The organism is Bacillus cereus, assembly GCF_015071065.1.
GTDB lineage: Bacteria > Bacillota > Bacilli > Bacillales > Bacillaceae_G > Bacillus_A > Bacillus_A cereus_BA.
The window spans coordinates 142,086-155,985 of sequence record NZ_VOVA01000005.1 but is presented as its reverse complement, the minus strand read 5'-3'; the positions used below and the strand labels follow the sequence as shown (position 1 = coordinate 155,985).

Sequence of the window (13,900 nt, the reverse complement as noted above, 5' to 3'; positions counted from 1 at the left end):
GAAGAAGGGTGTCATATTACAGTCATCTTTCTTCATACGAAAAAGTAGACCCTTATTTTTGTAATAAGGGTCTAAAATTTTATAGTCCAAATATACTAAAAATCATTTTACGACGCTTCGGTTTCTTTTCTCTTTCATATGTTGGTTTTGCATCAGGAGTAATGTATATTGGTTCTTCTTTTTTTAGGGCAGCTTCTAGTTTTTGAATACGTTCTAACATTTCCTCTATTTCGCGGCGATGTTGTAAAAGTTGGTATGTAACGACATCATTTGCTTTATCTTGCATTTGTTCTTCCATTCGATCTAGTCTTCTCGTAATTGTGGTTAATTGAGCTGTTAATTGCTCAAAATCATTCGATGATGTGTTTTGAACAATTGTGTTTACTTGAGTTTTTAATTTTTCTACATCATTTGAAGATGTTTTTTGAGTAGTTTGAGAGTTTTGAGGCTGGTCCATTTGAGAACGATGGTATTCTAACATTAGATCTAAATCACCTTGTGTGAAAATAAAATGACCATATTTATTTTTTTTTATCGTAAGATTTAATTGTTGTGCAATCCGGACAACAGCCTTTGGGCTAACACCTAATTTCTTTGCGATAAATGGTGTTTTATATTCCAAAATAATCCCTCCTATATATATCCTGTTGAATGATTTCTAGTTATGTAGCAAGTTCCCTTCAGGTGTGACAAAAGAAGTGTGGAATCGGCAAAGAAAGTGTTTTTTCACGAAGTTTAGCTGTTTAGCACATACGATCTATATAAATCATTTTCAGTTATCGGAAAATTGGGCTTATTATAGTTTGACGATAATAAGCTAATTAGATTATCATAATTATAAATATCTTTTTTATGTATGCATATAATATATAAAAAGGTGGTTACTAATGTAGAATTTTATTAGAGTATCAGAATGCTTACTTCACTTGAATAAATTTAAGTAGGAGGTGGCTTCCTTGCTTACACTGTAAGTAAGGAAAAGTATTTGGACATATATAGTATAAGTATAGTGATTGTTTTAATTGCCTTAACGGCATTTTTCGTTGCAGCAGAATTTGCAATTGTTAAAGTGAGGAGTTCACGAATTGACTATTTAATTGCAGAAGGAAATAATCGTGCAATATCTGTCAAAACAATCATTACAAACTTAGACGAATATTTATCAGTTTGTCAATTAGGAATAACTGTTACAGCTCTTGGGATTGGGTGGTCTGGTAAACCTGCGCTAAAGCACATGTTTGATGTGTTGTTTGCAAATTGGAACGTCCCTACTCAACTCGCAGACAGTTTCGCTATAATTTTAGTGTTTTTGTTTATCACATTTTTCCATGTGGTAGTAGGAGAGTTAGCTCCAAAAACATTCGCGATTCAAAAAGCAGAACAAGTGAGTTTCTTTGTTGCTAAGCCACTCATTTTGTTTTATCGTATTGCATTCCCATTCATTTGGCTTTTAAATGGATCAGCTCGGTTAATTACAAAGTTTTTTGGGTTGAAACCACCAAAAGGGCATGATGAAGTGCATTCAGAAGAAGAATTGCGGTTGTTAGTTTCAGAAAGTTATAAAAATGGTGAGATTAATCAATCTGAATATAAGTATGTGAATAAAATATTTGAATTTGATGATCGGATTGCGAAAGAAATAATGGTACCACGAACAGAGATGAATATTTTAAATAAAGAAATGCCTGCTGAAGAGGCTTTACAAAAAATGTCCCATGAAAAATATACGAGGTATCCGGTTGTTGATGGTGATAAGGACCATGTAATAGGCTTTGTAAATTTTAAAGATATATTTACAGATTTTGTGAAGCATCGAGTTGTTAGTGAAAAGACAGTGGAGCAATATATTAGGCCAATTATTTTAGTTATTGAATCTATCCCAATTCATGATCTATTTTTAAAAATGCAAAGAGAAAGGACACATATCGCTATATTAATTGATGAATATGGTGGTACATCAGGTCTTGTAACCGTTGAAGATATTTTAGAAGAAATTGTAGGGGATATTCAAGATGAGTTTGATACTGATGAACAGCCGGAAATTCAACAAGTTAGTGACACGAAAACAATTTTAGAAGGAAAAGTACTTGTTAGTGAAGTGAATGCATTATTAGGTTTGACTATTGACGACGATGATGTCGATACGATCGGCGGTTGGATCCTAACAAAAAATATTGAGATTTCCGAAGGTGATACCATTGAAATTGAAAATTATAAGTTTTGTGTGAAAGAATTAGATGGACACTATATTAAGAGGTTAGAAGTAACGAAACCTTCAGAATCGATTGTTATTGTAGGAGATGAAAAAAAGATTTCGCTCCAAGAACAAATTAGTTCGTAAACTCTGCTTTGTAGCAGAGTTTTTTTTGAGAAAAATGTTTTTTGCTGTATTAGGGCTATGATACAATTACATAAGTCAGACCTTTCACCAGGTGAAATAAATGAAATGTATTATTGTATACATATATTTGGAAGGAGAACCACTATGAAAAAGCATTTATATATAAATGGGGTATGGAAATCAGTAGAGACGTATAAACCATTATATGCACCATATTCTGAAGAAACATTAGCGGAAATTGCGCAAGGTACAGAAGATGACGTTAAGGAAGCAATAGTTTCGGCTAAAAATGCAATGAAAGAAATGAAAAAATTATCTGCATACGACCGTGCAACTATTTTAGAAAAGGTTGCACAAAAAATGGATGAGAGAAGAGAAGAGTTTGCAGAGATTATCGCAAAAGAAGCTGCAAAACCAATTCGTGCTGCACGGGGAGAAGTAGATCGCACTGTTCAAACATATAAGTTTGCAGCTGAAGAAGCGAAGCGAATATATGGTGAGACGCTACCATTAGATGCTGCGCCAGGAGCAGACGGTCGTATAGCGTATACAATTCGACAACCAATTGGGGTTATTGGTGCTATTACACCGTTTAATTTTCCACTTAATTTAGTAGCACATAAAGTAGGCCCAGCAATTGCGGCTGGAAATACTATTGTGCTAAAGCCTGCCGATCAAACGCCACTTTCGTCTTATGCATTGGTAGAATTATTTGAAGAATCTGGTTTACCAAAGGGAGCTTTCAATATAATTTCTGGACCTGGATCTGTTGTAGGTGAGGCATTAGTAAAAGATGAGAACGTTGCTAGTATTACTTTTACAGGAAGTCCGAAAGTAGGTATTGGAATTAAGGAAAAAGCTGGGTTGAAACGAGTGACGTTAGAATTAGGATCGAACGCTGCAGTAATTATTGATGAAGATGTTGAATTGACAGACGAAATAATTGAACGTGTAAAATGGGGCGCGTTTGTGAATAATGGACAAGTTTGTATTTCAGTACAACGTGTTTTTGTGCATGAACGCAAAATGGATGAGTTTATTACAAAATTAATGAAAGCAATGGAAAACGTTGTAGTAGGAGACCCGCTTCATGAAGAGACAGATGTATCGGCACTTATTTCAAAAAATGATGTAGAACGTATAAATTCATGGGTGGAAGAGGCAGTTAAGGAAGGAGCTAATGTTGTATACGGTGGTAACAAACGTGATGCAAGGATTTTTGAACCAACTGTATTAACAAATGTTCCAGAGTATGTATCTGTTCAGTGCCAAGAAGTATTCGGTCCACTTATGACTGTAAATACATTTAAAGAATTTGATGAGGCTTTAGAACAAGTAAATAATTCACGTTATGGATTACAAGCAGGTGTATTTACAAACAATCTATGTAAAGCAATGCGTGCAATTGATGAATTAGAAGTCGGTGGTGTCATGATTAATGATATTCCAACGTTCAGAGTAGATCATATGCCTTATGGCGGTGTGAAAGAGAGTGGCACAGGCCGTGAAGGGATTAAATATGCAATAGAAGAAATGACAGAAATGAAATTAATATGTATTAAAAAATAAAAGGTACACCTTTTTAATCAGGCGTACCTTTTATTTTACTTCATTTCTTGTTTGAAAATATCATCTTCGACATAAATATGTTCTTTATCTACAGCAGTGCTATGAGATAGTACTAAACCGATTGGCGTTGCTGTGCCTTTATTTTGAACAATTGTAAAAGGTACATTTTTTTCATTTGCTAATTTAATGTATTTTGATAAATGTGGGTAAGCAATGCTACCATTTAGGAATAGTTGTAATGATTGAGAAGAACGCATGCTACCTGTTACTTCTGTATACACATTACTTTGCATTACTTGACCGATTGTTAAAGCGATTTCTATACGCTCACGTAATGTAGTTAAGTACATATTACGTTCTTCTGGTTTGTTTTGCTTTTGGCCATATATGCCTTCTTGGAGATAGTCTTCCACATTTTTATTTACCATATTTTTCACACCTTTCACTTCTTATTGTACGCAAGAATTAAAAAGGATGCAAAAAAAGTAGTTTTGAACAGGAAAATAATTAAAAAAATGAGAAGGGAAAAGGGATATATGAATACAACTTATTTAAATAAGAAAGGAAAAATAAATTTTATCAACAGAAATTAACAAAATGTGACAAAAATCTATTAACGAAATGGGTTTTTTGTGTTAATATTCGAAATATAAAGGGTATTCGTCGTATGGAAATGGAGTGAATGGAGGTTTTTCCAATCGATAAGGATATTAAAGAAGTATTTTGTTCGCACTTGAAAAACAACAGGCACCAATTCGTAGAGAACTGGAAAAACAAAATGATAATTTCCGAAAAAGATCCATTTAAACAAGAAGTTGTTCAAAATGGAGAAAATTTATTAGAGTTAATTATCGAACTTGTTATGGAAGATAAAGACATTAATTATCTTCAACCATTATGTGAGAAAATGGCTATTGAGCGTGCAGGTGCAGATGCGAATATTGGAGATTTTGTTTACAATGCAAATGTGGGAAGAAATGAACTTTTTGAGGCAATGTGCGAATTGGATGTAAGCGCCCGTGAACTGAAACCGATTATGGCCAAAATACATACTTGTTTTGACAAATTAATTTATTATACCGTTTTAAAATACTCAGAAATTATATCGAAGAATTTAGAAGAAAAACAGCAATATATAAATGAAACACATAAAGAAAGGCTTACGATTTTAGGGCAAATGTCGGCTAGTTTTGTGCATGAATTTCGTAATCCACTAACATCAATTATGGGATTTGTAAAGTTATTGAAGACGGACCATCCTAATCTATCGTATTTAGATATTATTTCGCATGAATTAGATCAATTGAATTTTAGGATTTCGCAATTTTTACTTGTATCGAAAAAAGAAATGTGGAATGAATCTGAACGATTTTGGCTGAATGATTTGTTTCAAGATATTATACAGTTTTTGTATCCGAGTTTGGTGAATGCAAATGTTTCGATTGAAAAAAATTTGCCGTACCAAATTCCGCTCGTTGGTTACCGGAGTGAAGTGAAGCAAGTAGTTTTAAATATTTTGATGAATTCGATTGATGCTCTGGAATCAAGGAAAGAAGAGCGGAAAATTATCATTGATGTATTTGAAGAGGATCAAGATGTTCGCATTGTTATTAAAAATAATGGGCCGATTATTCCAGCAGAAAATGTAGAAACCATTTTTGAGCCATTTGTAACTACTAAAAAGTTAGGTACTGGTATTGGACTATTTGTATGTAAACAAATTGTAGAAAAGCATAACGGATCCATATTGTGTCGTTCGAATAACGATTGGACAGAATTTCAAATTACGTTTCAAAAGTAAACAGTCTACACCATACGAATGGTGTAGACTGTTTTAATTTGTAAGTATAACGGTTTCTAATTTTGGATCCTTAGTTGAATAACCTACTATTGAAATTGTGTAAATTGTATTTGGTTCAACGTTGAATTTTGGAATAGTTAATAGTACTTTTTTTGTATCAGCAAGTGAAACTTCAATATCTGCTGTACCAGGGCTAACTTGTAAAAAATCTGTTATTTGTTTAAAGAGTACATTTTCAAATAAATGATCCCCATCTTTTAAATTTACATTTACAACTGGAGTGTCTGGTGAAAAATGTGCAAACCGTATTTTTGCTTGACCAGATGGTAAATGAGTATTATCAAGAATAGGTTGTAATTGGAGATGATTATCGCTATTGACCGCTGCAAGGGTATAAGTGTGATTCCCCATTATTGGTACTAATGCTGAGAATATTGGAGTTTCGTTTCCAACAGGGACAATATCAATACGGTATTTACCTTGCACTAATGATAAATAAGGACTGAATTGTTTAAAAGAAATATTTTTAATAACCTTTTGTCCGTTTACTATAATATCAACTGCTGGTGTATGGGGAGCTGTGTGGAAGATTCTCATATGTGACGGTAAAGTCGCTTCTTGTGAATCTCTCTTTTCATATGCTTGTACAAGTTTTGTAATTGCATCATGGTATTTCATATAGAGTTCTACATATCTTTTAGGATTGCTATATTGATAGTAACGAGCGAGCTGTTCGTAACGTGCAGCTTCGTGTCCGTATTTTTCAATTTCGGATTGAGTCATGAACATTCCTCCTTTATCATCATTACAAATATATGCGAAGCTAGAAAGAGGTTATGCAAAAAACTTGCCTTTCTAGAAGGAAAAGTTAAAATGGGGATTTTTTTATTTATAGGCAAACACACATACAAATCGATAATTGTCCTACATAAATTATAAAGGAAAGGTAGTTTGACTTTGATGGAAGGGGTGGAACCCTTGGGATGTGGATATCCCAATAGTTATTGGGAATGAAGTTATGGAGGATTTGGTGTTATAGGCTGTGGGACGAATTATGGATTTGCATTATGAGTATTTCTATTAATTTTAGTGATGCGTTGGATAAGGTAATACCGATAAAAGAGCGTCGTGCCGAACTGATTAATGTGGTTAATCGGTTCTTTTTTTATTGTTCTAAACAGGTGGTACTATTTGTTAAGTAATAGTTACGATAAATGAGGCGAAGTAAAATGTCGAATTTTGTTTGAAAATATGCAATATAAAGTAGGATAATAGGAAGGAGAATAATGGGAGTTCCGTCGAAGTTTACACAATGTCAGCAATTGAGGGAAGCTGATATTATGTTAAAAAAATATTCAATTTGTTGTTATCTTAATCAGGGAGGGGTATTTAAGCGTACAGGTAAGGGTTGGTCTTCGTTTTAAGTTCTGAATTTTCTGTTTTTAAAATAATGTTTAGCACTCATTTGTATATTTTATAATAGTTTTTTGATAAATTCACTGCTTTTGCAGAGGATTCTTTTTTATGAAAGAAACGTCAATTTTCTTCATATACATATACAAATTGGAGAAATGGGGGAGCGCTATGCGCGATTACTTAATTAAACCACTTGTTGGTCAGCCGTATCCGATGATTTCACATGGAAAAGGTGTGTATTTGTATGATCAAAACGGAAATAAATATTTTGATGGTTCGTCTGGAGCGATTACGGCAGGTATTGGACATGGCGTAGCAGAGATAGCAGAAGTTATTAAAAAACAGGCAGAGGAGATCGCTTTCGTTTATAGATCACAGTTTACGAGTGAACCAGCTGAAAAATTAGCGAAGAAGTTAAGTGATTTATGTGTAGGAGATTTGAACTGGAGCTTTTTTGTGAATAGTGGTACAGAAGCAAATGAAACAGCTATGAAAATCGCAATTCAGCATTTTCAGGAGCGTGGCATTCAAGGGAAACATAAAATTTTGTCACGGTGGATGAGCTATCACGGGATTACAATGGGAGCTTTATCTATGTCTGGGCATCCACTGCGCAGACAACGTTTCGTTTCTATTTTGGAAGATTATCCGACTATTCCAGCTCCATATTGTTTCAGATGTCCTGTACAAAAGGTATATCCAACATGTCAACTTTCTTGTGCGACTGAACTAGAAAGAGCGATTGATCGAATTGGTGCAGAGCATATTGCAGCTTTTATTGCTGAACCGATTATCGGAGCTGCTGGAGGCGCGATTGTCCCGCCGAAAGAATACTATAAAGTAATTAAAGATATTTGTAGTCATTACGATATTTTATTTATTGCGGATGAAGTAATGACTGGACTTGGTCGTACTGGCGCATGGTTTGCGATGGAGCACTGGGGTGTAGAGCCGGATATTATGACCCTTGGTAAGGGGCTAGGAGCGGGTTATACACCGATGGCAGCAGCAATTGTAAGTGACCGCGTTATGGAGCCGATTTTACGAGGAACACGCTCTGTTATGAGCGGGCATACGCTAAGTGCAAATCCATTGTCTGCAGCAACGGCTTTAGCTGTTATTGAATATATGGAGAAACATAATTTACCTGAAAAAACAGCGGAAAAGGGAGAGTATTTAATAAAAGGGTTACAGAAAGTTCAGCAACAATCGACAATCATTGCCGATGTGCGTGGAAAAGGGTTGCTAATTGGAATAGAATTGCAACCGTTTACAAAAGCATCGGAGCTTATTTCAGTTGCGGCTAAAAATGGACTGCTCTTATACCAAGCTGTTTCAGGGCAAGCAGGAAAAGAGGATAGTGCACTGCTTGTTGCACCACCAATGACAACTACATATTCCGAGTTAGATGAATTACTTTCAATTTTTGTAAAGAGCGTGGAAGAGATGATGCAAAAAGGAGGGCATAGTATCGCATGACAACTATTACAAATACATTCGATAAATTAAAAGAAATAGAGGAAGTAATGTCTTTGTTCCATGATGATATGACATTAATGTTTGGGGGATTTGGAGGGATCGGATCTCCTCCATCTTTAATTCAAGCTGTTTTAGATAAAGGCATTACAAATTTAAATTTAATAGGAAATGATACTGGATTTCCTGATGTAGGAATCGGTCGTCTTGTTACGAATGAAAGGGTTAAATCTTTAGTTACTTCTCATATTGGGTCAAATCCAAATGCGGGAAGACAATTAAATGAAGGAAGATTGCAAATTGAATTTTCTCCGCAAGGAACACTAGCAGAGCGTATTCGCGCTGGTGGTGTAGGACTTGGTGGTATTTTAGTTGACGTTGGTGTTGATACGATTGTAGAAGAAGGAAAACGTACAGTTGAAATGAATGGAAAGACATATTTAGTTGAAACAGCTTTAACGGCTGAAGTCGCAATTGTATATGCGAAAAAAGCGGATCCGTTTGGCAATCTTGTATTTGATAAAAGCGCTCGTAATATGAATCCACACGTAGCTATGGCTGGTGACATAACGATTGTAGAAGCAGAAGAAATTGTTCCACTTGGAAGTTTAGATCCAGAAGAAATTGTCGTCCCAGGTGTATTTGTAAATTATATCGTGCCATCGGAAGGAGTGAATTGGAAATGGGTATGGGCGTAGAAGTAAGAGATAAGATTGCAAGACGTGCAGCGAAAGAAATTCAAAATGGTATGCTTGTAAATTTAGGTATTGGGATTCCATCGCTTGTCCCGAATCATTTGCCGGAAGATATGAATGTTATGTTTCATGCGGAAAACGGTATTGTTGGTATGGGACCAACGCCAAGTAAAGGGAATGAAGATGAGAATTTATGTAACGCAGCTGGTTTACCAACATCTCTTATTACAGGAGCAAGTTATTTCGATAGCTGCATAGCATTTGGCATGATTCGAAAAGGATTACTTGATGTTACGATACTTGGTTCGTTACAAGTAAGTGAAAATGGTGATTTAGCGAACTGGATTGTACCAGGAAAACGCGTTCCAGGTATTGGAGGAGCGATGGATTTAGCACAAAAAGCGAAGCGGGTCGTTGTTGTGATGAATCATGTTGATAAATACGGAAATGCAAAGATTGTTTCGGAATGTACATTGCCATTAACTTCGAAAAAATGTGTAGATTTAATTATTACAGACATGGCTGTCATGGAAGTGACTCCAAGAGGACTTGTCTTACAAGAATTAATGAGTCCGTACACTGTAGAAGATGTAAAACGACATACGACAGCTGATTTTCATATAAGCTCAAATTTACTAGTAATTGAATGAGGGGAGTTGTAATATATGGAGCAATTAAAAAAACAGGTTTGTGATTATATTGAGAGTCATGAAGAAGAGAGTGTAAAATTTTTAACACGATTAATTCAAGAAAAGAGCGTATCTGGTGATGAAAGTGGTGCGCAGGCAATTGTTATTGAAAAGTTGCGTGAGTTAGGTCTAGACCTTGATATTTGGGAGCCTGCTTTTAATGAAATGAAAGATCACCCTTATTTCGTATCACCTCGTACAAGCTTTACAGATAGCCCGAACATTGTAGCGACTTTAAAAGGAAGTGGCGAAGGGAAATCTATGATTTTAAATGGGCATATTGACGTCGTGCCAGAAGGGGATGTAAATCAGTGGGACCATCATCCATATAGTGGAGAGAAAATAGGAAACCGCATATATGGACGTGGAACAACAGATATGAAAGGCGGCAATGTCTCACTTATGCTTGCGATGGAAGCGATTATTGAATCTGGTATTGAACTAAAAGGTGATATACATTTTCAAAGTGTAATAGAAGAAGAGAGCGGGGGGGCAGGAACATTAGCTGCTATTTTACGAGGATATAAGGCAGATGGCGTTATTATTCCTGAGCCGACTAATATGAAGTTTTTTCCGAAACAACAAGGGTCAATGTGGTTTCGTCTACATATAAAGGGAAAAGCAGCACACGGTGGTACACGGTATGAAGGAGTAAGTGCAATTGAAAAAAGTATGTTTGTTGTAGATCATTTGAGAAAATTAGAAGAGAAGAGAAATGGTCGAATTACAGATCCGTTATTTAAGGGGATTCCGATTCCAATTCCAATTAACGTTGGGAAAATTGAAGGGGGAAGCTGGCCAAGTTCTGTTCCCGATTCATTAATTTTAGAAGGAAGATGTGGTATTGCGCCGAATGAGACTATAGAGGCAGCAAAAGAAGAGTTTGAAGGCTGGATTGGTGAATTAAAAGATGTGGATAGTTGGTTTGTAAAAAATCCTGTAGAAGTAGAATGGTTTGGAGCAAGATGGGTTCCTGGTGAACTAGAAGAAAATCACCCACTTATTACAACGCTTCAACATAACTTTGTTGAAATCGAAGGGAACGAACCGATTATAGAAGCTTCGCCATGGGGAACAGATGGCGGTTTGTTCACACAAATCGCTAACGTACCAACGATAGTATTTGGTCCAGGAGAGACGAAAGTGGCACATTATCCAAACGAATATATAGAAGTTGATAAAATGATTGCTGCCGCAAAAATAATTGCATTTACATTACTAGATTGGTGTGAGGTGAAGAAATGAAATACTATGAATCTTTTAGTGAACAGACAAAGCATTACACAGTAGAAGGTGTTTTAGATTATTTTAATAAACGTGTTAGAGTTGATCACTATACAGGAAATGTTGAACGTATTATACAAACAATCGATGAATTAGCAGAGAAACATTCTTTCACTAAATGTATTATTAAAGGAAAGGGAGAGCATGTTTCAACATGGCTCTCTTTCGGTTTCTTACTGGAAGCAACGATACCTCATTATTTTCAAGGACACGATGCGCATTTCTTCGTGAAATATCATAATGATGAAAGACGAAATAGTATTCATTGGACTGAGGAAGATACCATTTTAAGTGGTGTAAAAGCAAAAGAAGTGAAAGAAAAAATAGTTCCAGAGGAATTTGTGTTAAGAAAAGCGATAGAAGAGGACGCGGAAGAATTAGCAAATGTTTTTGGAAAAGTATTTGAGGTTTATCCGACACCTTTAAATGAAGCGAGTTATGTAAAGCAGACGATGAAGGAAGACGATACAATTTACTATGTTTATGAATTCGAAGGGAAAATTATTAGTACAGCATCTGCTGAAATGAACGTGAAAGAAGGTAATGCAGAATTAACGAATTGTGCTACATTACCTGAATATCGAAAACATGGTTTCATGAAAAGTCTGTTAATTAAATTGGAGGAAGAGCTCCAAGAAAAATCTATTTTTTGTTCCTATACAATTGCTCGCTCGCTATCTTTCGGTATGAATGCAGCCTTTCATCAATTAGGCTATACATATACGGGAAGGCTCGCGAATAATTGCTACATTTTTGATAAGTTGGAAGATATGAATATATGGGTGAAAGATTTATCCAGCTATTCGAAAGCAGTAAGACTCCCGCCTCAAAATTCGGCTGTAAAGCAAAGAAGTTAGGTGGGAGTCGGGTTAATAATCAGTGGGGATGAATAAAGCCCCACTGATTAAAGTTTCACTTAACCATAAATAAGCAATAGAAATATATACAAATTTCATCAAAATAATAGAACGGAATCGTCATGCTTATAATCGCACAGAGGAATGCCGAAAATCCGGCATGTATTTGCCGGATTTTCGGCAAGAGGGGGGATGACATTGCTAGCAGTTTCGACACAAGAAGTCATTGAAGCGATTTTGGGCAGTATTGATGAGGCAATACATGCAGTGGATGAAAATGGTATTACAATCTTTTATAATACAGTTGCTGCAAAACATGATGGATCGAAAATTGAGAATGTGTTAGGAAAACATTTATTAGAAGCATTCCCTTCATTATCTAGGGAAACGAGTACGCTAATGAAAGTGTTACATACGAAAAAACCAATTGTACATCAAGTTCAGCATTATCAAAATTTAAATGGGGAAGACGTTTGTACGGTAAATACGACGCTACCTATTTTTATAGATGGAAATATTGCCGGTGCTGTTGAAATTGCGAAAGATTATTCTACAATTCAAACGCTTACTGACACAATCGTAGATTTACAATCGAAAATAAAACGGTCGACTAGCAAAAAAATGGTGAAAAAACATGTTGCATTCGAGACTATTGTGACAAATGATTCCCGCTTTAAACAGACGAAAGAGTTAGCTCAAAAAGTAGCCCCAACTGATGCAAATGTTTTAATATATGGTGAAACAGGAACAGGGAAAGAGCTATTTGTGCAAGCGATTCATGAAGCTTCTAAACGGAAAAATAAGCCATTTATTGCACAAAACTGCGCAGCTTTGCCAGAGTCGCTATTAGAAAGCTTATTGTTTGGAACTACAAAAGGAAGCTATACAGGGGCAATTGAACGAGCAGGATTATTTGAACTTGTAGATGGAGGAACATTGTTTTTAGATGAACTGAATTCAATGCCACTCGATTTACAAGCAAAGATGCTACGTGTATTAGAAGATGGAGTTATTCGCCGAATTGGTGATAATAAGACGAGAAAAGTAGATGTTCGCGTTATTACTGCAATGAATCAGCCTCCAGAAGTATGTTTAAGAGAAAATAAAATTCGCACTGATTTATACTATCGATTAAATGTGTTTTCATTATATATCCCGCCGCTTCGCGAAAGAACTGAGGATGTACTGTTATTAGCGTCTTACTTTTTGAAAGAATATAATAAAAGTTATAAAAAGGGTGTACTTCAAATTGATAAGGACGCGAAAGAACGATTACAAGCTTATCAATGGCCTGGAAATGTTCGTGAGTTAAAACATACGATTGAACATGCTGTCATTATTACGGAAGGAAATTCGTTAACAGCAAATTGTTTACCACGAATATTTTGGAAAGAGAAACTTCCGAAGAAGAAAAGTATATTACCGCTTAGGGAAGCTCTGCATCAAACGGAAAAGGAATTAATAGATCAAGCGTTAATTGAAACGGAAGGGAATATTTTGCAAGCAGCAAAAATGTTAGGTATTCCGCGTCAAACGCTTCAATATAAACTGAGTAAGTACGACAAAACCGCCGAATAATCGGCGGTTTTTGTGTGTTTGCACCAATAAAAGAGCGTTTACATATATAACAAGTAATGAATATGATAGTAAATATCGTTTTAGTACAGCACTTAAAAATATTTATTCTCTTATATAATAGGGTATTTCTCGCATTTACTTATCAAGAATATGAAGTTGGCATAATTATTGCTTATATAAAGGATGAGCGTATA

At 35.4% G+C, this 13,900-nt stretch carries 12 protein-coding genes; 9 read left to right on the top strand and 3 right to left on the bottom strand.

Features of this window, described 5'->3' with window-relative positions; genetic code table 11:
• Positions 1-79: 79 nt before the first annotated feature.
• Entirely contained in the window at positions 80-622 is a 543-nt protein-coding gene (gene racA / locus FT637_RS16195) for a chromosome-anchoring protein RacA (RefSeq protein WP_193647158.1), read from the bottom strand.
• A 363-nt stretch (positions 623-985) separates the two neighbouring features.
• On the opposite strand from racA, the gene FT637_RS16190 reads away from it, so the two are divergent.
• Both FT637_RS16190 and FT637_RS16185 read left to right on the top strand, forming a co-directional pair.
• The gene (locus FT637_RS16190) at positions 986-2,341 is read left to right on the top strand and encodes a hemolysin family protein (protein ID WP_193647157.1); all 1,356 of its coding nucleotides are present in this window, start codon (positions 986-988) and stop codon (positions 2,339-2,341) included.
• Between the two features lie 144 nt (positions 2,342-2,485).
• Positions 2,486-3,910, top strand: a complete 1,425-nt coding sequence (locus FT637_RS16185) for an aldehyde dehydrogenase family protein (RefSeq protein ID WP_193647156.1) — start codon at positions 2,486-2,488, stop codon at positions 3,908-3,910.
• A 35-nt stretch (positions 3,911-3,945) separates the two neighbouring features.
• Here FT637_RS16185 and FT637_RS16180 read toward each other — a convergent pair whose 3' ends face one another.
• Positions 3,946-4,338, bottom strand: coding sequence for a YueI family protein (locus tag FT637_RS16180; protein ID WP_193647155.1), 393 nt, complete (start codon positions 4,336-4,338; stop codon positions 3,946-3,948).
• Between the two features lie 254 nt (positions 4,339-4,592).
• Here FT637_RS16180 and FT637_RS16175 point away from each other — a divergent pair, with 254 nt between their 5' ends.
• A complete protein-coding gene (locus FT637_RS16175; protein ID WP_193647154.1) occupies positions 4,593-5,711 on the top strand; it encodes a BA2291 family sporulation histidine kinase in 1,119 nt (372 codons plus the stop codon).
• 33 nt (positions 5,712-5,744) lie between these two features.
• Here the strand turns inward: FT637_RS16175 and FT637_RS16170 are convergent, their stop codons facing one another.
• A complete protein-coding gene (locus tag FT637_RS16170; RefSeq protein WP_193647153.1) occupies positions 5,745-6,494 on the bottom strand; it encodes a DUF4397 domain-containing protein in 750 nt (249 codons plus the stop codon).
• Between the two features lie 801 nt (positions 6,495-7,295).
• Here FT637_RS16170 and FT637_RS16165 point away from each other — a divergent pair.
• The 6 genes from FT637_RS16165 to rocR all read left to right on the top strand — a co-directional run bounded on the left by FT637_RS16165 (position 7,296) and on the right by rocR (position 13,706).
• Positions 7,296-8,606 (top strand): aspartate aminotransferase family protein, encoded by a 1,311-nt coding sequence (locus FT637_RS16165; RefSeq protein ID WP_193647152.1) that lies wholly within the window; start codon positions 7,296-7,298, stop codon positions 8,604-8,606.
• Positions 8,603-9,301, top strand: coding sequence for an acetate CoA-transferase subunit alpha (gene atoD / locus FT637_RS16160; protein ID WP_193647151.1), 699 nt, complete (start codon positions 8,603-8,605; stop codon positions 9,299-9,301). Before FT637_RS16165 ends, atoD begins: the two co-directional genes overlap by 4 nt.
• Positions 9,286-9,948, top strand: a complete 663-nt coding sequence (locus tag FT637_RS16155; RefSeq protein WP_193647150.1) for a CoA transferase subunit B — start codon at positions 9,286-9,288, stop codon at positions 9,946-9,948. Before atoD ends, FT637_RS16155 begins: the two co-directional genes overlap by 16 nt.
• Positions 9,949-9,963: 15 nt before the next feature.
• Entirely contained in the window at positions 9,964-11,232 is a 1,269-nt protein-coding gene (locus tag FT637_RS16150; protein WP_193647149.1) for a peptidase, read from the top strand.
• Positions 11,229-12,128: a putative beta-lysine N-acetyltransferase gene (ablB, locus tag FT637_RS16145; protein WP_193647148.1), complete on the top strand. Its 900-nt coding sequence runs from the start codon at positions 11,229-11,231 to the stop codon at positions 12,126-12,128. The genes FT637_RS16150 and ablB overlap by 4 nt, the downstream gene beginning before the upstream one ends.
• Positions 12,129-12,320: 192 nt before the next feature.
• Positions 12,321-13,706, top strand: coding sequence for an arginine utilization transcriptional regulator RocR (gene rocR, locus FT637_RS16140; RefSeq protein ID WP_193647266.1), 1,386 nt, complete (start codon positions 12,321-12,323; stop codon positions 13,704-13,706).
• Positions 13,707-13,900: the final 194 nt, after the last annotated feature.